Source organism: Streptomyces sp. NPDC056835 (genome assembly GCF_042789485.1).
Taxonomy (GTDB): domain Bacteria; phylum Actinomycetota; class Actinomycetes; order Streptomycetales; family Streptomycetaceae; genus Streptomyces.
Window position 1 is genome coordinate 1 of sequence record NZ_JBHUBB010000003.1, and the last position, 19,802, is coordinate 19,802.

The 19,802-nt window shown below is 69.5% G+C and carries 12 protein-coding genes; 1 reads left to right on the forward strand and 11 read right to left on the reverse strand.

Annotated elements, in window-relative coordinates:
- Positions 1-62: 62 nt before the first annotated feature.
- From ACFRMN_RS04465 to ctaD, 10 genes are all read right to left on the reverse strand, one after another.
- Positions 63-6,551 carry a DUF4157 domain-containing protein gene (locus tag ACFRMN_RS04465; protein ID WP_383013077.1) on the reverse strand — a complete coding sequence of 2,163 codons (6,489 nt, stop codon included), beginning with the start codon at positions 6,549-6,551 and terminating at the stop codon, positions 63-65.
- Entirely contained in the window at positions 6,548-6,838 is a 291-nt protein-coding gene (locus ACFRMN_RS04470; protein WP_383013080.1) for a hypothetical protein, read from the reverse strand. Before ACFRMN_RS04470 ends, ACFRMN_RS04465 begins: the two co-directional genes overlap by 4 nt.
- Positions 6,829-8,850, reverse strand: a complete 2,022-nt coding sequence (locus ACFRMN_RS04475) for an ATP-binding protein (RefSeq protein ID WP_383013728.1) — start codon at positions 8,848-8,850, stop codon at positions 6,829-6,831. Before ACFRMN_RS04475 ends, ACFRMN_RS04470 begins: the two co-directional genes overlap by 10 nt.
- A 33-nt stretch (positions 8,851-8,883) precedes the next feature.
- Complete coding sequence (locus tag ACFRMN_RS04480; RefSeq protein WP_383013083.1) at positions 8,884-9,786, reverse strand: DUF4255 domain-containing protein; 903 nt, start codon at positions 9,784-9,786, stop codon at positions 8,884-8,886.
- Positions 9,787-9,790: 4 nt separating this feature from the next.
- Positions 9,791-10,549, reverse strand: coding sequence for a hypothetical protein (locus ACFRMN_RS04485; protein ID WP_383013086.1), 759 nt, complete (start codon positions 10,547-10,549; stop codon positions 9,791-9,793).
- On the reverse strand, positions 10,542-11,288 hold the full coding sequence (locus tag ACFRMN_RS04490; RefSeq protein ID WP_383013089.1) for a hypothetical protein: 747 nt from the start codon (positions 11,286-11,288) through the stop codon (positions 10,542-10,544). Before ACFRMN_RS04490 ends, ACFRMN_RS04485 begins: the two co-directional genes overlap by 8 nt.
- A gap of 141 nt (positions 11,289-11,429) precedes the next feature.
- A complete protein-coding gene (locus ACFRMN_RS04495; protein ID WP_249950016.1) occupies positions 11,430-11,954 on the reverse strand; it encodes a phage tail protein in 525 nt (174 codons plus the stop codon).
- A 28-nt stretch (positions 11,955-11,982) separates the two neighbouring features.
- Positions 11,983-13,833, reverse strand: a complete 1,851-nt coding sequence (locus tag ACFRMN_RS04500) for a phage tail sheath family protein (RefSeq protein ID WP_383013092.1) — start codon at positions 13,831-13,833, stop codon at positions 11,983-11,985.
- A gap of 448 nt (positions 13,834-14,281) precedes the next feature.
- Complete coding sequence (locus ACFRMN_RS04505) at positions 14,282-14,623, reverse strand: hypothetical protein (protein WP_383013095.1); 342 nt, start codon at positions 14,621-14,623, stop codon at positions 14,282-14,284.
- A gap of 94 nt (positions 14,624-14,717) precedes the next feature.
- Entirely contained in the window at positions 14,718-16,448 is a 1,731-nt protein-coding gene (gene ctaD, locus ACFRMN_RS04510) for a cytochrome c oxidase subunit I (RefSeq protein WP_383013098.1), read from the reverse strand.
- A 519-nt stretch (positions 16,449-16,967) separates the two neighbouring features.
- Between ctaD and ACFRMN_RS04515 the strand changes: the two genes are divergently transcribed.
- Positions 16,968-18,116 carry an NADH:flavin oxidoreductase gene (locus ACFRMN_RS04515; RefSeq protein WP_383013101.1) on the forward strand — a complete coding sequence of 383 codons (1,149 nt, stop codon included), beginning with the start codon at positions 16,968-16,970 and terminating at the stop codon, positions 18,114-18,116.
- A 90-nt stretch (positions 18,117-18,206) separates the two neighbouring features.
- Here the strand turns inward: ACFRMN_RS04515 and ACFRMN_RS04520 are convergent, their stop codons facing one another.
- The gene (locus ACFRMN_RS04520) at positions 18,207-19,754 is read right to left on the reverse strand and encodes a carboxylesterase/lipase family protein (RefSeq protein WP_383013104.1); all 1,548 of its coding nucleotides are present in this window, start codon (positions 19,752-19,754) and stop codon (positions 18,207-18,209) included.
- Positions 19,755-19,802: the final 48 nt, after the last annotated feature.

Here is a 19,802-nt window from a genome sequence, read left to right on the forward strand (position 1 = left end):
CCCGCAGCTCAGCCATCTGTTCAGAGGAAAGATCCATACCCGACTCAACGACCACGGACGCCTCAGGTTCCACAAACAGAATCACAAGACACTAGCCGTCGCACTTCCTCCGTCATGCTCGCCCTTCTGGTGTCCAGATATCGTTGCACATCGGATACTGAGTAGTAGTGAGGGTGGCCGTCGGGAACTTCACGGCCGTACCTCGTGGTGGTTCTCATCTCGCCGCTCGTGCCCAGCCCGGCGATATAGCGCGAGATCTGCCCCCAGGGGCGGTCTGGGGCCGCATTTCCGCCGAGGTGGTTGAAGATGTTCTTGGCCCCTGCAGAGTTGATGAGGAGTCGCGTGTGCTCGTCCGGGGATGGCAGTCGTATATTTCCTATGGTCTTTGTCTTCTTGGCTGTACTGTGTGGTTTCCAGTCGCCCCGGTGCTTCCCGGTTCCCTTGATGTGGTCGTATTCTCCGTAGCTGGAGGTGATCTGCTGGGGAAAACCCGTGAGAAATTGCCCCGTGCTCCCTGGGCTGTCTTTCTGTCGGGGGTGGAAAGAGACAACTGACTTGTACCAGATCATGTCTCCCTCGGCTCCGATATCCGCGTAAGCGAAATTTTCGAGTTGGCTGTTCATCGGCGTATTCACGGAATATCCGGGCGCCGGAACCAAGTTGTTGTTGGATGCCATTCCTCCGAGTTTATCCGGGAGAAGATGCATTCGCACCCAGGCGGAATCGTCGGACAGTCCCTTCGACGTCACGTAATCCCAACCGGGCGGGTTACTGTGGGAGCCCGGCTTTTCGCCTGTGTTCCGTACTGCGCGACTGAGGAACCGCGCCTCCATTGAGCTTGCCTGGTTGCCATTGAACGGCGGAAGATCCGGTTTTGGCAGCCCGTCCTCGCGTAGCTGCTTCAGTGCGATCTTCGGCTGCCGAAGCTGGCGATCGCGCCAGCGCTTGGCCCTCACGGGTACAGAGGAAGGGTTGAGCGTGGCCACGACGTTCACGTCCGGGTCGCCATGGGCTCGCAGGCTGGTGAGTCGGTACCAATCCTTCATCGCGGTGAGCAGCGGATCGAAGCTCTTCTCCCACATGCCGTCTTCGTCAAGCAGCGGAAGGAGCCTGGCGCGTATGCGCGCGGTGATGATGGCGAGCCTCCTACCCAGGCCGTCCTGGGAGTTCTCCTTCCGCCGCTGCAGGTCGCGCTGTTGGCGGCGCTGCTCCTGGCGCGTCCTCTGTTGCTGCCGCAGCAGGTCCCGGCGGCGGGCGTAGGCGTCTCGCATGCGGCGGGCGTTGTTGTCGAGGTCGCGGCGGCGTCGGTTGTCGGTGTCCCTGCGGCCCAGGGAGTCTTTGGCCCTGCGGGTGCGGTTGAGGGCGGCCCGTACCGTCTGCCTGGCGCGGTTCATGGCCCTGGCCGCCGGAGACGTGGGGCGGCGGCGCTGCGTTGGCCTTGGGCGGGTGCGGTCCTGGGGGGTGTTCTGGCCGTCGCGGTCGCGGTCGCGGTCGTTCGGGCGGTCCGGCCGCGGGCGCGTGGAGGTGGAGGGGGAGCTTTGGGGGCGGCGGGTCGTGGGGCGGGGGGTGGTGCCTCGGGAGGGGCGCGGTGGGCGCCTCTGTTCGTCGGTGGTGCGGCGCGCCTGCTGCTGGGCGTTCCTCACCTCCTGGTTCCTGCGCCGCTGGTCGTTCGGCCTCGGCTGCTCCGTCGCCTGTGGCCTGTTCGGGTTGTTCGGGCGCGTGGGGTCCTGGGGGCGGGGCGCGGTCTGGGGGCCGCCTGAGGCGTTCGGGGTGTTCGGCTTGGCGGGGTTTCGTTTGAAGCCCTCCGCCACTCCCTTCAGGCGGTCGCCGACCTTCTTCACGTACCTGGCGACCCCACTCAGCAGAGCCTGATAAGCCAGTTCCAGCAGCGCCACCACACCTGACGCCACGGCCTTGGCGAACAGCAGGCCGGCGTTGCCGCCCTTGACCGCCTTCAGGTAGTCCATGAACGCGCCGAAAGCCTGCAGGATCTCGCTCAGCGCACCCCACGCGGCCTTTAGGGCGTCGATGATCGCCAGGACCCAGCCCGCGCCGGGGATGAGCTTGGCGATGACCTTGGTGATGACGATCTCACCGATGATGAACGGCAGTTGGGGCTTGGCCTCTTCCCAGGCCTCCTCGGCCATCTGCTCCTTGCTCACACCACCGTTGAGCAGAGCGTCGAAGATCGCCTTCGGGAGGCCCAGCACCTCCTGGATCTTCTCGTTGAACCAATTCTTGACGGCCGAGATGATTTCCTGGAAGAGGTAGTTCCTGGCGCCGTCCTCCGCCGAGGCCGCGGCGCCACTGATCCAGCCTCCCGGGTCGGTGATGATGTCCGCGGCGATCAACGCCCACTCACCCAGGGCGTTGAGCAGGCCCAGCGCGAAGTCCATGATGGCCTTGAGCCCGCTCATGACGGCGTCGACCGCCATCCGGAGACCTTCACGCAGCGCGTCGAGGAGACCGCTGAGCATCTCACCGAGCTGGTCGAGGAGATTGTTGACCATCTCTCGAAGCTCGTCGGCGATCTGGTTGACCAGATCGATCGCCGCATCGCGAATCTGGATGATGAGATCGCGAATCTCGTTGGCGATCTCAAGGAGGCCGTCGAGCAGGTCCTTGCCCAGCTGGATCAGGGCCTCGGCGAACTCCTCGAACTTCTCGATGATGAACTCACGGGCCTCCTCGATCCAACCGAGAACAGTGCCCTTGAAGTCCGTGATCAGGCTGGTGATCGCCTCCCGGGCCGCCCGGAAGACCCTGATGATGGCGTCTTTCAGCTCATTGAGCTTGTCCCGGATCCAGTCGAACGCCCGGGAGATCCAGCTGCCCGAGTCGTCCTTCGCGCTGTCGCGTTCGCTCCTGGCGCCTTCCTCCGCCCTGGTCCTCTCTCGTCCGATCTCCTCCTGATCCGTCGTCCGCCGGTTCTCGACGTCCTCGTCGGTCTGCTCCTCCTTGTCCTTGACGTCCTTGCGGATCTTCTCGACCTTGTCGCTCTTCTTCGTCCCGAGGGAGTCGAGCTCTCCGTCCTGTTCCGTCCTCCACCGCGCCCGGGACTCCTCGACCTCGGCCCTGGTCCGTTCGCGTTCTGTGGTCTGGGTCCTCGTGTTGGTCTCGATCTCGCTCCGGACGTCCTGCCTGTGCCGCTCCTGTGACGACCTGAAGTCGTCGTCCTTGGCCTGCCGTTTGTCGGACATCGTCTTCTGGCCGTCGCTGTACGCGCTCTGGAGCTGCGGTCCGCGTTCGTGTTCCGCGACCTCCGAGACCGCCTCCGGCGGGATCCGCCCTCCGACCGGCGCGCCGCCGCCCTGGCCCGCGCCGCCGCCCTGCCCCTGGGCGCCCGGCACGTGTGCGGTCAGCGTCTCCTGCGGTACGTCGGGATAGATCTGGTCCTCGCCCAGCGACCGGCCGGCGTCGTCCCGCCCCGACGAGTGGAGTTCCTGGCCCTTGGCGTCGAGTTCACCGCCCTGCTCGTCGACGCGGCCACCGGTCTCCCCGTCGAGCCCGACGCCGGGCGCCGTGCCCACCGATGCCTGTGCGAGCATCTCGTCCTCGGTCGGCAGGTCGAGAATCCAGCCCACGAGGGCGTCGGTGTCGATGAGGTCGCCGCCACCGACGAGATTGCTGACTCCGTTCACGATCCCGGCGACAGCCTGCCCCCCGGCCGCCAGGCCCAGTTCGATCTTGCTGGGCTCCTCGATCTCCATCCCCGGGATCTCGCCCTCCGGGGCCTGGTCCCCCTCGACCTCCGCCTCCTCCCGCTCGGGGGCGTCGACCTGGGCTGCCGGATCACTGGAGTACTCGCCCGGGGCGGAGGTGCTCGGCGCGCCACTCAACGTCTGTGGGGCGCCCGACGGCCGTTCCGTCGTCGGCGGCGCGGCCTGGAGGGCCTGATGTTCCTCGCCGACTGTCCTGTCGACCGCGCCGTTGACACCACCCAGCGCCTCAAGGGCGCGGTGCGGCTTGAGGTTCGCCGCGGTGCTGAGACCGGCCTCCGGCGACACCTGCGACAGGTTCGGCGCGGCCGGTTCGCGCTTCGCCGTGGCCGGCGCGGCACCGCGTGAGCCCCCGCGGCCTCCGCCACCGCCCGAGGCGCTACGCGTGCCACCGCCGCCCTTGACGGTCCGTGAAGGCGCGGAGCCCGATGAACGCGAGTCGGCTGGTGCGGCCGCCGGGGTTAGCTCCGACGTGGGAGCGGCAGCGGGCTCGGGGGCCGAAGCCGGCGCGGAATCGGGAGCCTCTGACCGCGTGGCCTCCGTCCCGGGCTCCGGCGCACCGCCGCCGGCGGACCTGGCCGCGCCCCCCGCTCCTGAGACATGGCTGTCCCGTGCCGGGGAGACCTCGGCCGAGGTGCCCGTCCCGGAGTCGCGCTCGCCCGAGCGGGCGTCGCCACTCGGGCGGGATCCCTCGGACGTGTCCGCGTCAGCCGTCGGCGCCGAGGACGTAACAGCCGTACCAGAGGCGGTGCCGGTAGTCGTACCGGAGGCCGTGGCCGTACCGGTCGCCGCCGTCCCGCCCGCCGACGCCTTTGTGCCACCTTCCTCCGGAGGCCGGCCCTGGTCCTGGCCCTTGTCCTGATCCTGGCTCCGCTCCGCCGTCTCGGATTCCTGAGCTTCCGGTTTCTGGTCCGGCTCGGATCGCTCTGTTTCCGGTGCCGTCGGTTCCCGGTCCCTGACCTCGGGTGTCGGTTCGGAAGACCCCGTACGGTCAGCGGCCGCACCGTCGGACGACGGCGGCGGACCCACCTCCTGCTCGACCGGCTTCTCGGCCTGGAAGGCGTTGAGCTGCCGGCCTTCCGCTTCGGCGCGGGCGGCCGGGGAAGCAGGCGCGTCACCGTCGGCGCCCGTCGACGCCGAAAGCTCGTCGTCGCCCGGGTCCGACTCTGCCGCGTCTTCCTCGTCCCGCTGTGCCTGTACCTGTTCTGCCTTGGTCCCGGGAGGCTCGGGAAAACTCGGCATCGACGGGTTGGCGCCCTGGTCCGGGGTGATCTTGTCCGCGGTCGGTACACCGGACACATCGAGGTCGGACGCGGGGAGGAAGTCCTCGGGTGTGAGCTCGGTGTTCCACGCGCTGTCCTTGTCGAACGCCTCGTCCGCGTCGAGCTCTTGCGGCTCGCCGCCCGTACCGGACTCCGGGCCCGGCGGCCCGTCCTCCAACTCTCCGTCCTGGGGCCGGATCCCTTCGAGTGTGCTGCGGCTGCCCAGGTCCGCGGTCCTCAGCAGAGCGCCGGGCTCCACACCCGCCGACTCCTGACCGTTCTTGCGACGCTTGTCCGCCTCACGCGGCTGCTCCCCGGCGATCAAGGGCTCCACGGCGCCGGGCCGGTTCTTGGCCGCGGACTCCTCCTCGCTCGCCGTGGGCGCACCGCTGCCCCCAGGGTCACCCGCACCATCGCCGGAGTCGTTCCGGTCTTGCCGCTGAGACCCCGAGGACTGAGTGGCGCTTTCCGCCCCGGCCTTGCCCCCGGTGGTCCCGGCGCCATTGGCGCTGCTCCGGCCACCGCCCTGTCCCGACGCCCGCGTTCCCTGTGAGGTCCGGCCGGACGCTCCGGTCGGCTGCTGTGCCCGGGGCGCGGCCGTACCACCGCCGCCGTTCGACGTCGGCCCCTGCTGGTCCTGTTGCCGCCGCTGGTCCTGTTGTTGTCCTGGAGCGGTTGACTCCCCCTCCTGCGGCGCGCGTCCCTCTCCCCGGTCCTCTCCCCGTTCCCGTACCTGGTCCCGTTCCAGCAGTTCGACGACGTCCGGTACGGCCGCGGGGGCACTCAGGGCGTCCAGTTCGAGCGGGCCGCCGTCCTCGGTCTCCTCGACCAGCTCGATCAGAAGGTCACGCTCCGAGGGGAGCAGGCGCAGCTCCAGTCGGTCCAAAACCGTTTCCTGCAACTCGGGGCTGAACCACGAGAGTTGTGTTCGTACGCGCTTGGAGCGGTCCTCCGGGTCGCCGCGAAGCGAGCGCAGCAGACTGTTCGTCAGCCGGTCCACCAGCGTCGCCGGGTCCAGCTCCTCCATGCGTCGCCGGTCCGCGTCCACCGTGGCGTACCGCAGCCAGCCCGGTGTGGACTCGTCCCGTCGCACGTCCGGGGCCGGTTCTCCGTCCCGTACGGACCGCTGGGCCGCCGACTCCGCCTCGCGCTCCATCGCCTGCTGCGGCAGGCTCACCGCACCCAGATCGCGGCCCGCGCGCAGCGCGCCCAGGCCCTCCGGGTTCTGCACCGTGTGCAGCAGTTCGTGGGCCAGCAGGCGCTGTCCGTCCACCGTGCCCGGACTGTAGGTGCCCTCGCGGAAGAAGATGTCCTGGCCGACCGCGACCGCGTCCGCGCCCAGCAGTTCCGTGAGCGCGCCCGCGTCGCGGTCGGTGTGGAGGCGTACGCGGCTGAAATCGTGGCCGAGCTGTTCCTCCAGCTCGCGCCGTACGCTCAGATCCAGCGGCTGGCCCGCTCCGCTGACGATGTCCTTCGGTTCCGGGGTGGGGGACTTGGCCCGAGCCTTGCGCTTGCGCCGCTTGTCGTTCGCCGACTCGTCCTGCCGTGCCTCGGAGTGTGTCGTACTCATCGTGCCTCACCCCGCCCCGAGAGCCCCGCGTGCACCGCGCGCGCCAGCGCCTCGCCCAGGCGCCGTGGTGAGGTGGTGGCGGGCAGGGGCGGCAGGCCGGAGAGGGCGTCCAGGGTCCGGCCGCCGTCCGTGGCCAGGGGTACGCCCCGGTCCCGTACGAGTCGGGCCAACTCCGTTCGGAAAGCGGCCGAGACGCGGTCGGGGTCAACGCGGTCGAAGCCGTCCAGGACCAGTTCGCCGATGTCCACCCGTATCGCGGACGTGCGCGGTTCCTCGTTCAGACCCATCCGTGCACCTCCGAGGGTGTCAAGGAGCGGTCCAGCTTCAGATATTCGGTGCGTGCCGCCTCCAGCATGTGGCGCATCTGGAGGCGGTCGCCCTCCTCGGCCGCGAGGAAGGCGCCGGACAGCGCGATATTGCGGATGGAGCCGCCTGCCACGGTCAGCCGGGCCAGTCGCGCCGTATCGATGCCCTTCATCGGCGCCCGCGCGGGCAGTACCCGCCGCCAGATCTCCGCGCGCTCGGCCTCACCGGGGAAGGGGAAGTCGACGACGAAGCGGATCCGGCGCATGAACGCCGTGTCCAGGGCCTGCTTCATATTGGTGGTGAGGATCGCCAGCCCCCGGTACGCCTCCATCCGCATCAGCAGATAGCTGACCTCCAGGTTGGCGTACCGGTCATGACTGTCCTTCACCTCGCTGCGCTTGCCGAAGAGCGCGTCCGCCTCGTCGAACAGCAGCAGCGCGCCGCCGCGTTCGGCCGCGTCGAACACCTTGCGCAGGTTCTTCTCGGTCTCACCGATGTACTTGCTGACCACCTGCGACAGATCGATGATGAAGAGATCCAGGCCCAGTTCCCGTGCCATCACCTCGGCCGCCAGTGTCTTTCCGGTACCGGAGCCGCCCGCGAACAGCGCGGTGACGCCCAGGCCCCGGCGCAGTGTCGCCTCGAAGCCCCACTCCTGGTAGACGGTGGCCCGCTGCCGTACGTGCGCGACGATCTCGCGGAGGATCCTCAACTGCCGTTCCGCCAGCACCAGATCACCCCAGGCCGCCTCCGGTTCGATTCGCCGGCCCAGCTCGTCCATCCCCATCCGGGCCTCGGTGAGCCCGGCACGCCAGGCGAGGCCGACCGCGTCCAGGTCGTCCTCACCGGACAGATCCCGTACGACGGCGGCGCCCGCGGACCGGATCAGATGGGGCGGCAGCGAGAACTGCTCGACCAGTCCCCGCAAGTCGTGCTCCGACACCGCCGGTACGTCCTCAAAGGCGTTCGTCCACACCCCCAACTGCTCCTCGGCGTCGAGCGCCGGCACGGTCACCCGCTCGCCGCGCGGCCGGGCGGTCTGCCGCGGGTCGAGACTGGAGACGACGAGCGGAACGCCCGCGCTCTCCACGAACGCGTCGGTGGCGGCGGCCTGTTCACGGTCCGGCTCACCGATCTCCACCAGCAGCGCGGCGGGCAGCAGGATGGCCTCACGCTGCCAGAGCCGGGTCAGCCGGTCGCGTTCCGCCGGATCGGTGGGCAGATCGTCGGCGGCCAGCGCGTACAGACCGAGCCCCGAACGGCGAGCGCCCGCGGCTGCGATATCGGCCCGGGAACGCAGATCACCGCCGACCAGCTCGACACGTAACGGGGCGTACGGCCCGGCGCCGCCCAGCCCCGCCGCGACCCGGCCCGCCGCCCGTTCGTACGAGGCGGGGAGGGAGTCCGGCGCGCTCGTACGGCGCAACAGGCCGTGCAGCCGCGCGTCCAGATACGGCGAGCCGACGAGGAAATGCAGGATACGTTCGTCGAGGCGCAGCCGGGAGGTGGTCAGCCGTGTCTCGTCGTCCAGCTCGACCAGCCGCCAGCGGCGCAGCGGGGCGACGGGCGTCAGCGCGCTCCAGTGCGGTTCCACCAGAGCGGCGAGGGCGAGTGAGAAGGTCGGGTGCGCCCGGTCGGGATCGCCGCTCGCGGCGGCGCACCGGGCGCCGGTGGTCGGGTCCAGCTCCGCGGCGGCGGCGAGCAGGATCACCTCGCGCTCGAACGCGCTGAGCCCGAAGCATCTGACGAGCGCGTCCAGGGTGCCTGGACCCGTGCCCGTGCCCGTGCCCGTGCCGGTGCTGGCGCCGGTGCCGGTGCCCGCGCCCGTGCCCGCCGGCGCGTCGTCCTCCGTCGGGCGCGTACGGTCCTCGGCGCGCCGCGCGTGGGCGTCGACACGCGCGAGGACGGACCGTACGGCCGAGGCCAGCGCGCGACCGTCCGTACCGGCATCCTCCGCCGCGCCCCGGTCCGCCCCCTCGTACGTACCACCCATGCCCTCACCCGCCCCCGTCTCGCGCACCGTGCCTCAGCTCTCCGTGCCGTCGTCGCCCGTGCCGGGCTTTCCGCGGGTGTGGGTACGCGTACGAGAGGTGGACGCGGCGCGCTTGGCCGATGTCTTGGCGGTGGCGGTCCTGCTCGCCGCGCGCTTCTTCGCGGGCGCGCCGGTTTTCGGCTTCGTCTCCGACTCCGGGGTCGTCTCCGTGTCCGACTCCGCCCTCGACTCCGGCTTCGTCCCCGTTTCCTTCTCCGTGACGGTGACGGTGTCGCCGGATTCGGCGTCCGACGGCTCCCCCGCCACCGGCGGCACCGGCGCGCCCGGCGCCCCGAACGGCAGTGCCCGTACCGTCCGCCGCTCCACCGGTTTCGCCGGTACGGGCCTCTCGCGGCCCTCGATCAGCACCAGCGACGCCTGGTAGGCCACCGACAGCGTGTACGGCGTGTGGTGGAGCATCCCCCAGAGCTTCGACGTCTCGTCGATGTCCATCACCGTCGGTGTGAAGCGCACCTTCTGCGCCGACGCCGCCAGATCGCTGCCCGCCAGGTACGGACGTTCGGCCGCCAGCTCGATCAACTCCTCGGGCAGGACCGGGATTTCGTGCAGGGTCCGGACCACACACCCGATCAGCCGCTGGCTGACCAGCTCGGCCTCCTCCCCGTACGCGCTGATCAGATAGTGCAGATCGAGCGGCGCGGCGGGCCGCTTGACCAGCGTGCCGTCCGCCGCGCGCGTCGGCAGATCGGTGTGGCGCATCGAGGCGTTCGGAGTGACCTGGTACAGAAAGACATTCACGGTCGGCTCGGCCGGTGGCTCGGCCGGCGGTTTACGGGTCTCCACCTTGACCGCGATATCCATCTCGGGCCCCAGATTGCTCTCGATCAGCAGGGCGAGGGCCTGGGTGACCGTCGCGATGGCAAGCGCGTTGCTCATGGCCTCAGTTCCTCTTCTCGCCGCGCGACAGATAGTCGTCCAGGGTCAGCGCGGGCGCGCGCCGTCCGGTGTGATCGGGGCGGTCGGCGGCGGTGGAGCGACTTCCGCCGGGCGGCGGCGCCGCGCTCACTTCGAGCCGGCCGATCTGTACGTGCACGACGCGTTCGGCCTGCTTGGGCGCGCGTCGTCCCACCCCGCTCGGCGGGGCGCCCCGGGCGGCGGCGGTGTCGGCGTCGCGTGGTCTGAGCGGCGCGGTGGCGGCCGGGGGAGCGGCGGCGGCGCGCGGCGTGGTGGCGGGCTCGGTGCGCGGTGTGCCGGATGCCGAGGGGGCCGTGGGGCGCCGCGGTGCGCGCGGGCTGTCGTCCGCCGCCGGACGCGGCCCCGGAGTCCGGTGTGACAGTGGCGGGAGCAGCGGCGCCGTGCTCGGTGTGGCGACGGAGCGTGTGGCCGGCTCGGGCTCGCCGCCCGGACGTGCCGCCTCGGTCCGTACCACCGTATGCCGGTCCGACCGGATCTCGCGCTCCTGGCGTACCAACTCGGCTGTTTCGGTGGCGGGTTGAGAAGCGTACGGAATCAGCGCGGCAGGCTCGTCGGGTTCGCGCGGGCCGGACCGCAGCGCCTCCACCCGCTCGTACGGGCCGGGCAGCCGTGGCCGGACCCGCGCCATGCCCCCGACGCCATCAGGGCCCTCGGCGCCCTCGGCACCGCCCACCCCTGGCACCGGCGTGTACCGGGCGAGCAGCCGGTCGAAGTAGTCAGGCATCCGTACACAGCTCCAGGTAGTAACGACGCCGCAGCGGGCTGAGCGCCAGGATCTCCGGCTCGCTCCACCCGTAGGCGCTCGCGAGCAGATGGACGTCGAGCAGCAAGTCCCGTGCCCAGGCGTCCAGTTCGGTCCACAGATACGAGGTGATGTCGAGTGCGGCAGGGGTTGCCCCACCGCACTCGGGGCAGTTGACATTCAGCGTCACGTCGGCCGCCGGATCGGCCTCCGCCGCCTTCTCGGCGAGACGCCGCTCCACGTCCGCGGGCAGCAGCGCGGCCAGCCGCTCCGGTGGCACCGTCTCCCCGCCCCGTACGGCCGAGACCGCGCAGCGCGCCATCAGCAGCCGACGGGCCTGAGCCGCGTCCGGTGCGGAGCCGGCCGCCGTGAGGTCGGCGACGGTGGGCAACCGGAACTCCACCACCCAGTCGCCCTCCTCGACTCGCAGCGGCCCGTCCGGAGTCCGCCCCCGCACACCCAGCAGCGTCGCGTCGAGATCGAACTCCATCGCCTCTTCGCATGACGCGCACTCGACACGAACCTGCATGCGCTCGCCGAACAGCGCCCGGCGCAGCCCGAAGAGATCCGCCTCCCGCGCGCCGACCGGCATCGACAGCAACTCGTCGGTGCCAGCTCCCGGGCGGGCCGCCCGGTGCAGCAGCAGCGACCGTCCAGCGTCGTGCTGCGCCAGCCCGGCTTCCCAGGTGGCGAGCAGCTCGGCCGGCCCCGTCGGCGTCATCGCTCATTCCTCCGGTGTGCAGGTGGTACGGGTGATACGGGTCGTACGGGTGATACGGGTCGTACGAGTGGTACGGGTCGTACGAGTGGTACGGGTCGTACGAGTGGTACGGGTCGTACGAGTGGTACGGCTCCGCGCGGATCAGGCCGGATGAGTGAACGAGGGCTCGACCGGCTCCTCCACCTCGTAGTCCCGCTCCCAGCCCTCGCATTCGAGCTTGACGCTCTGGATGGCGACGGCGTTCGCGTTGGCGTCCAGCTCGCCGAGCACCTGGTACTCGCTCACCCAGGCCCGGTAGAGCTTGTGCGAGACGGCCACCTGCCCGGCCTCATTGAGGACCTGGATGATGATGTCCTTGCGGAAGTCCCGCAGCGAGACCTCCGAGCCGAGCCCGGCCCCGACCTGCCAGACCTTGTTGGCCCAGCGGTCGAACTCCGGGTCGTGGGTGACGCCGCGTTCGAGCGTGACCCCCTCGAACTCGGAGCGGCCCGGCGACTTCCGCGGTGAGCTGGGATCGCCGCCGTGCCGGTGTTTGACCACTTCGGTGGTGCGCTTCAGCGGACTGATCTTGCTGACGCCCGCGACCGTTCGACCGTCCCACAGGACCAGGAACTTGAAATTCTTGTAGGGGTCGAAGCGATGGGCGTTGATCTGGAACTCAGCCATCGGTTTCCTTCGTGTTCCTTTTCCTCGGTTACGACAGGCCGAACTGCCCGGCCACCTGCTGGATCTTCACGATCACGAACTCCGCGGGCTTGACCGGCGCGATGCCGATCACGACATTGACCACCCCGCGCTCGACATCGGCCTCGGTGGTGGTGTCCTTGTCGCACTTGACGAAGTACGCCTCGCGCGGTGTGCCGCCCTGGAAGGCGCCCTGCCGGAAGAGATCGTTGAGATAGGCCGAGGCCTTCAGCCGGATCTGCTGCCACAACTGCTCGGTGTTGGGCTCGAAGACGACCCACTGCAGACCGCGGTAAAGGCTCTCCTCCACATGCAGCGCGAGCCGGCGCACCGGCACGTACTTCCACTCGCTGTCGAGCGCGTCCGCGCCCTGGAGCGTACGGGCGCCCCAGACCAGCGGACCGACCACCGGGAAGGTGCGCAGACAGTTCGCACCGAGCGGATTGAGCAGTCCGTTCTCCCGGTCGTTGAGCTTGACGGTCAGCGACCGGACCCCGGCCAGCCGCGCCTCGGTTCCCGCCGGTGCCTTCCAGACGCCGCGCTCGCCGTCCGTGCGGGCGATGACACCCGCGACGGCCCCGGACGGCGGGAAGGAGCGCAGCCGTCCCGTGAGCGGGTCCGTCAGCTGGAGGTGCGGGAAGTACAGCGCGGCGTGATCGCTGCGTACGGGGTCGAACGCGCCGATCCCGGCACGCGCGGCGTCCACGCTGCCCCAGGTGGACGGCGAGTCCACGAGCAGGAAGATACGCCGCTCCCGGCAGAGCTGCTCGGCCGCGGAGAGCACGGTGACCATGTCCTCGGTGGACTCGTACGCCGAAAGCTCGGGCAGGGCCAGCAGATTGACGTCGTCCACATCGCGCAGCGCCTGCACACCGGTCTTGCGCGCCTCACTGCCGATGAGATCGCGCGGTCCGGGCGGATCGCCGTCCTTGCCGCCCTTGAGCGGGAAGACGGGCGGGTTGACCGACGCCTCAAGACCCAGGTCATTGGCGCACTCGCCGACGAAGCGCACCACGTCGTCGGGGTCCAAGGACCCGGCGACGACCTGGATCCGCCGGCCGAACGCCGTGACCTCGGCGCCGGCGAAGGTGTGCTTCCCCGGGGCGTCCGGGAGCGAACGCAGCTTGCGTTCCAGCAGGAGGGCCAGTTCTGTGACGGTGGCCGGCGCCTCGCCGTCGTGGTCGGGATCGTGGAGCGTGAACTCACGCTCCACATCACCGATCTTCACCTTCAACTCGACGTTCAGATTCGGCAGTTCCGCCGAGAAGGGCTTGGAGACAGTGCCGGAGGGGTCGGGCCTGTCCTCGTCCAGGGCCTTTACGCGGACGAGGGAGGAACCGGCGTTGACGACCGTCTCCACGAACCGTCCGTGGCCGGCGTTCATCGACAGACCGGTGAAGGTCTCGCGGGCGCCGCCGCGCGCGTCGAGGATCCGGAGGTTGAACGTCTTGTCCGGCGTCGGTGTGTCGTGGTCGACGGCCACCCGCAGCCCCGAGCCCCAGACGCCGGGCTCCTTGGCGCGTACCTCAAGCACCGGGCACTGACTGTGCCCCTCGGTGGATTCGAGTGTGACGCGGGCTTCTTCGCCGGTGCCGGCCTTGGCCACGCGCACGATCACCGCGACGGAGCCGCCGTTGCCGAAGAACTGGTGGACGGCGTAGCTGACAGCGCTCTGGGAGGTGAGCCCGCCGAAGCGACGCTCGAAGTCCGCGAAGCTGGTGATCCGCACGGGTTGATTGAGCGGACCCCGGCGGGTGTGCCCCACGAACGCGGTCACCGAGGTGGTGACCGAGGCGATGGTACGGATGCTGCTGGGAAGCTCTTCGATGTATACGCCGGGATAGCCCATGTGCGTCGGCATTCCCCCTCCATTCCCTTCGCGCACCAAGAGATGAGGAGGGGAAGTGAAGGGAATGCGCGAATATGCCGAACTCACCTACGCTCTCCCCGTTGTTCCCCCGTCACACACCCCGTGCGATATCGGTCTCGCAGGGCCATCCGCATGCGGATGCGACTGGCGCATGCGCATGCGCCAGTGGCTCCTGATGCATGAGTGCCGCTTGCGAGTCTGGATTTTGTCTCAAGGGTGGTCAAGATGGCGAATCGGTCATCGGTGATTGTTGACCGCGATGCCGTTCGCAAGCGAAAAGGCATGATCGGAGAGGTATCGCCGGACGGTTATGAAGATGAATTCACGGCTGCTTCACAGGATCGCTCGATCCCGCGTAAGAATCAAGCCGAATTGAAATCCGTCCGGCGCGTCGCCTTGCGTCCGGTTCGTGTGATATGTGCTGCCTGGGCGGTTTCTGTCAACGGGTCAGATAGGTGACCGCGCCACAGGCGCCGCTCGCCGCCCCGATGGCCACAACGGACGCTGCCACCGCGCGCGTTCTGAGCCGCCGGTAGCGCGCGGTGTATTCGTGGCGCAGTTCGGTCGCGCGGTCGGAGATGCGTACGAGCATCGCCCGGGAGGCGGCCAACCGGTCCGCGGTATAGACCCTCTCCACGTCCTCGCGCTGGGCCGTGGTCAGCCAGGGCAATTGCGCGGTGAAGCGGGCCGCCTGCCGGCGTACGTCCTCGACCTCCGCGCTCCAGAGCAGATAACCCTCGATCTGGTAGAGACCGCGGGCGCTGTCCTTGTCGGGCTCCACGCGTTTCTCCTTGCCTTTCTCCTTGCTCCCCTTGTGCGAGTCGCGGTATGAGTCGTGGTACGAGTCGCGCTCTTCGCACAAGGGACCGGGGCGGTCACTTGCGCTGGTCACCCGCTGCCGAGGTGGTGGCGGCGCCGGGGTTGTTCTGCGCCTCGTCGAGCAGCCGGATGGACGGGTAGTGCAGATCGAACGCGGGGGACTCGGAACGGATTCGTGGCAGCGTGATGAAGTTGTGCCGCGGCGGCGGGCAGGAAGTGGCCCATTCCAGCGAACGCCCGTACCCCCAGGGGTCGTCGGTCTCGACCGGCTTGCCGTACTTGGTGGTCTTCCAGACGTTGTAGAAGAACGGCAGCATCGACAGGCCGAGAACGAACGAGGCGATCGTGGAGACGGTGTTCAGCGCGGTGAAGCCGTCGGCGGCGAGATAGTCCGCGTAACGGCGCGGCATACCCTCGGCGCCCAGCCAGTGCTGGACGAGGAAGGTGCCGTGGAAACCGGCGAAGAGCGTCCAGAACGTGATCTTCCCGAGTCGCTCGTCCAGCATCTTGCCGGTGAACTTCGGCCACCAGAAGTGGAATCCGGCGAACATCGCGAACACCACCGTGCCGAACACCACATAGTGGAAATGCGCCACCACGAAGTAGGAGTCGGACACATGGAAGTCCATCGGTGGCGACGCCAGGATGATGCCGGTCAGACCGCCGAAGAGGAACGTGACCAGGAAGCCGATCGACCAGAGCATCGGCGTCTCGAAGGACAGCGAACCGTTCCACATCGTGCCGATCCAGTTGAAGAACTTCACCCCGGTCGGCACCGCGATCAGGAAGGTCATGAACGAGAAGAACGGCAGCAGCACACCACCGGTCACATACATATGGTGCGCCCAGACCGTGATCGACAGCCCCGCGATCGAGATCGTCGCCGCCACCAGACCGATATAGCCGAAGACCGGCTTGCGGCTGAAGACCGGGAGGATTTCCGTGACGATGCCGAAGAACGGCAGGGCGATGATGTAGACCTCCGGATGGCCGAAGAACCAGAAGAGGTGCTGCCACAGGAACGCCCCGCCATTGGCTGCTTCGAAGACATGCGCGCCGAATTTACGGTCCGCCTCCAGCACGAGCAGCGCGGCGGCCAGAACGGGGAAGGCGAACAGGACCAGTACGGCGGTCAGCAGCACGTTCCAGGTGAAGATCGGCATCCGGAAAATCGTCATGCCGGGCGCGCGCATACAGACGATCGTGGTGATGAAGTTGACCGACCCGAGGATCGTACCGAAGCCGGAGAAGGCCAGACCCATGATCCACAGATCGCCGCCGACCCCGGGCGAGCGGACCCCGTCGGTCAGCGGTGAGTACGCGAACCACCCGAAGTCCGCCGCGCCGTTCGGAGTGAGAAAACCGGCTACGACGATGAGCGACCCGAACAGATAGAGCCAGTACGCGAGGATGTTGAGCCGTGGGAACGCCACATCGGGCGCACCGATCTGCAGTGGCATGATCCAGTTCGTGAATCCGGCGAACAGCGGTGTCGCGAACATCAGCAGCATGATCGTGCCGTGAATCGTGAACGCCTGATTGAACTGCTCGTACGAGATGATCTGAATACCGGGACGGCCCAGTTCGGCGCGCATGAAGAGCGCCAGCACCCCGCCCATGATGAAGAACCCGAACGACGTGAGGAGATAGAGCGTGCCGATCGTCTTATGATCGGTGGTGGTCAGCCACCCCACGATGACTTTGCCCGGCTCCCTGCGCCGTACCGGCAGCTCATTCTCGTAGCTGTCGTCGGCCTCCGCCGATTCTTCCGTGCCCGTCGTGGTCACTGCAACGCTCCTCCGGTCAACAGTGGCGTGTGAACTCGGCAGCAGCATGGCGTTGCTTTCACCCGGCCGGTGCGACCTTCTTCCCTCCGGCGCGTCGCGAGAATTGTCTTCGCCTTCCGTGGAATTCCCCGGAAGCGTGCTGTCACTGGGCCGAGGAGCGTCCTCGCCACGTATCGGGGCCTCTGCGCCCGGCAATCACCGCCGCGCCACATTCACCCGATCGTGCGGTCCCTGTTCGCCGTCCGGGACAGGAAGACGCCGCCCGCGAGCACGGCGAGCACGGCGAGAGCGGAGGAGCGAGACCGGAGAGGCGAGACCGGAGGAGCGAGGCCGGCGAAGATGGTGAACGCGTCTCCATCCGAGCCCGCCCCCGAGCCCACCGGCGACTGGCGAGGACCCCGGGCGAGGACATCGCTCCCCTCCCGGACGAGCTCCCCGGCCAGGGAATACGCTCCTGACCCACCTCGTTGAGCGCGGGGAGTGATTGACAACTCTCCAGCGATCCGAGGGAGACCACCCGTGACATCGACGGTACCGGCGACGACATCAGCGACCCCCAACGAGCGGGCGAACAGGGCGGGACAGACCCTTTCCCGCCCCTTCAGCATCGGGGACCTTGTCCTGCCGAACCGGATCGCCATGGCGCCCATGACGCGCAACTTCTCGCCAGGTGGTGTCCCCGGCGCCGATGTGGCGGACTACTACGCGCGCCGGGCGGCCGGCGGCGTGGGCCTGATCATCACGGAGGGGACGCATGTCGACCATCCCTACTCCGGGCGGGAGGAGCGGATCCCGCGCTTCTACGGGGAGGACGCGCTCGCCGGCTGGGCCCGGGTCGTCGATGCCGTACACCGCGCCGGCGGCCGGATCGTTCCGCAGCTCTGGCAGGAGGGCACCGGCCGGGTGACCGACGACGAGTCCGCGGCGAAGGCGGTCAGCCCGTCGGGGCTGGGCCTGGACGGCAACCCGGCGGGCCGGGCGATGAGCCTCGCCGAGATCGACGCGGTCGTCGCGGCCTTCGCCGCCGCGGCGGCCGACGCCGAGCGCCTCGGGTTCGACGGTATCGAGCTGCACGGAGCCCACGGCTACCTCATCGACCAGTTCCTCTGGTCCCGTACGAACCGGCGCGCCGACGCCTACGGCGGCGACGAGGCGTCCAGGGTCCGCTTCGCCACCGAGATCGTCGCGGCCACGCGCGCGGCCGTGTCGCCGTCCTTCCCGATCATCTTCCGGCTGTCGCAGTGGAAGGCGCACCACTACACCGCCAAGGTGACCGAAACCCCCGAAGAGCTGGAACGCCTGCTCACCCCGCTGGCCGAGGCGGGCGCCGATGTCTTCCACGCCTCGACACGCCGGTACTGGGAGCCGGAGTTCGACGGCTCGGAGCTGAATCTCGCCGGCTGGGCGAAGAAGCTGACCGGTCGGCCCACCATCACCGTCGGCTCCGTCGGACTGGACAGCGTGTTCCTGGAGGCCGTCGAGCAGGGCAAGGTGAAGGGGGTCGCGGGTATCGAACCGTTGCTGGACCGGCTGGAGCGGGACGAATTCGACCTGGTGGCCGTCGGGCGCGCGCTGCTGGCCGATCCCGAGTGGGCGGTGAAGACGATCGAGGGCCGGGCGGACGAACTGGTGCCCTTCGACAGCGGCGCGCTGACCGCACTGCGCTGATCAGCGGATCCGCACAACGACGGGACGAGCCGGCCTCCCCGGTAGGTACGCCGAGGGGCCCGGCCGTCCCCTCCGCGCCCGTGCCTTCGGTCAGTCCCAGGCGCGGCGTTCGTCGTCCCTCGGGGCGTGGACGACCTCGGGCGCGCCGGGGCCGTACGTCATCACCGGGCGCGAGGCGTCCCAGGCGGGCCAGCCCGGATCCCCCGTGGTCGCGAAGCGCACCCAGTCGGCGTGCATGGTGTCCGCGAGGGACTGCGGCGCCTCGGTGCCGGTGAGCGAGATCGTGGCCGGCTCGCGCAGGGTGTCGAAGACGAAGCCGATCTCCAGGGCGTGGCACGCGCCGAGCCGCTGGACCGGCGAGGGCCAGGCGAACTCGTAGAAGTAGGTGACGGCCCGGACCTTCCGGCGCGCGTCGGCGAGCCGGGTGAGCGGGATACGCAGCAGCCGGTCGGTGGCGAGCGCGCCAAGCAGCTCCCCGGGCGACGCGTCCGGCCGGTTGGCCCGGTACACCGCCGCGGTCCGGCTCCGTACCCGGAACCGGGCCATGGCCAGCCGCAGCGCGACCGGACCGATCCGGTCGAGCGCGCCGCTGGGTATGAGCCACAGCCGGTACTCCTGCGAGGTGGTCCCCATCAGCAGACCGATCTCCGCGCTCTGCCCCGCCGCCAGCGCGGCGGCCGGGTCGCGGGGCAGCACCTCGCCGTCCACCACGAGATCGAAGCTCGCGCCCCCGCCCAGCGGGCTGCCCGCGGTCATCTCGCGCTGTGCCCGCAGCAGCCGGCCGCGGTCCACCCCGGCGAGGGCCGCCGCCGTGGCCGGGACGCCCAGCCGCCGGGCGATGCGCCGGGTGGTGCGCCGGGCCCTGGCCGGGGTGACGGCGGACGGGACACCGCTCTGCAGCACGGCCCGCCGCAGCAGGCCCGCGGAGAGCGGGGAGGCCAGGATCCCGGCGACGGAGAACGCCCCGGCGGATTCGCCGAAGACGGTGACCAGTTCGGGATCGCCGCCGAAGGCCGCGACGTTCCGCCGTACCCACGCGAGTGCCGCCAGCTGGTCCCGCAGCCCCAGGTTGGCGGGCGCGTCGGGGAACATCCCGAACCCCTCGACGCCGAGCCGGTAGTTCAGCGACACGAGAACCACGCCGTCCCGGGCGAACGCGGCGCCGTCGTAGGTGGGAACGGCCGACGAGCCGTGCCGCAGCGAGCCGCCGTGGATCCAGACCATGACGGGGAGCCCGGCGCCGCCCGGATCGGGGGTCCACACGTTGAGGTTCAGACAGTCGTCCCCCGGCACGGACGGATCGGGCAGCAGCCGGTCCAGCGGCGGGGCGTACGGGGTCTTCGGGGCGGTCGGCCCGAAGGCGGAGGCGTCACGGACACCGTCCCACGGCGCGGGCGCGGCCGGCGCGCGGAAGCGGTACGGGCCGACGGGCGCCGCCGCGTACGGGATACCGCGGAAGACGGCGACCCCGCGCTCGATCCGGCCGCGCACCCGGCCGTACTCGGTGCTGACGACGGGCTGCCGACCGACGACGGGTTCCCCACCGGCATAGGGCTCCACGCCCACGACGGGTTCCGGTTCCGGTTCTGGTTCCGCGTCCGATTTTGGTTCCGCGTCCGGGTCCGGGTCACTGATCATCCGTCACTTTTCCCTTCCCTCATGCGTGTCCCATACGAGCCTTATGCG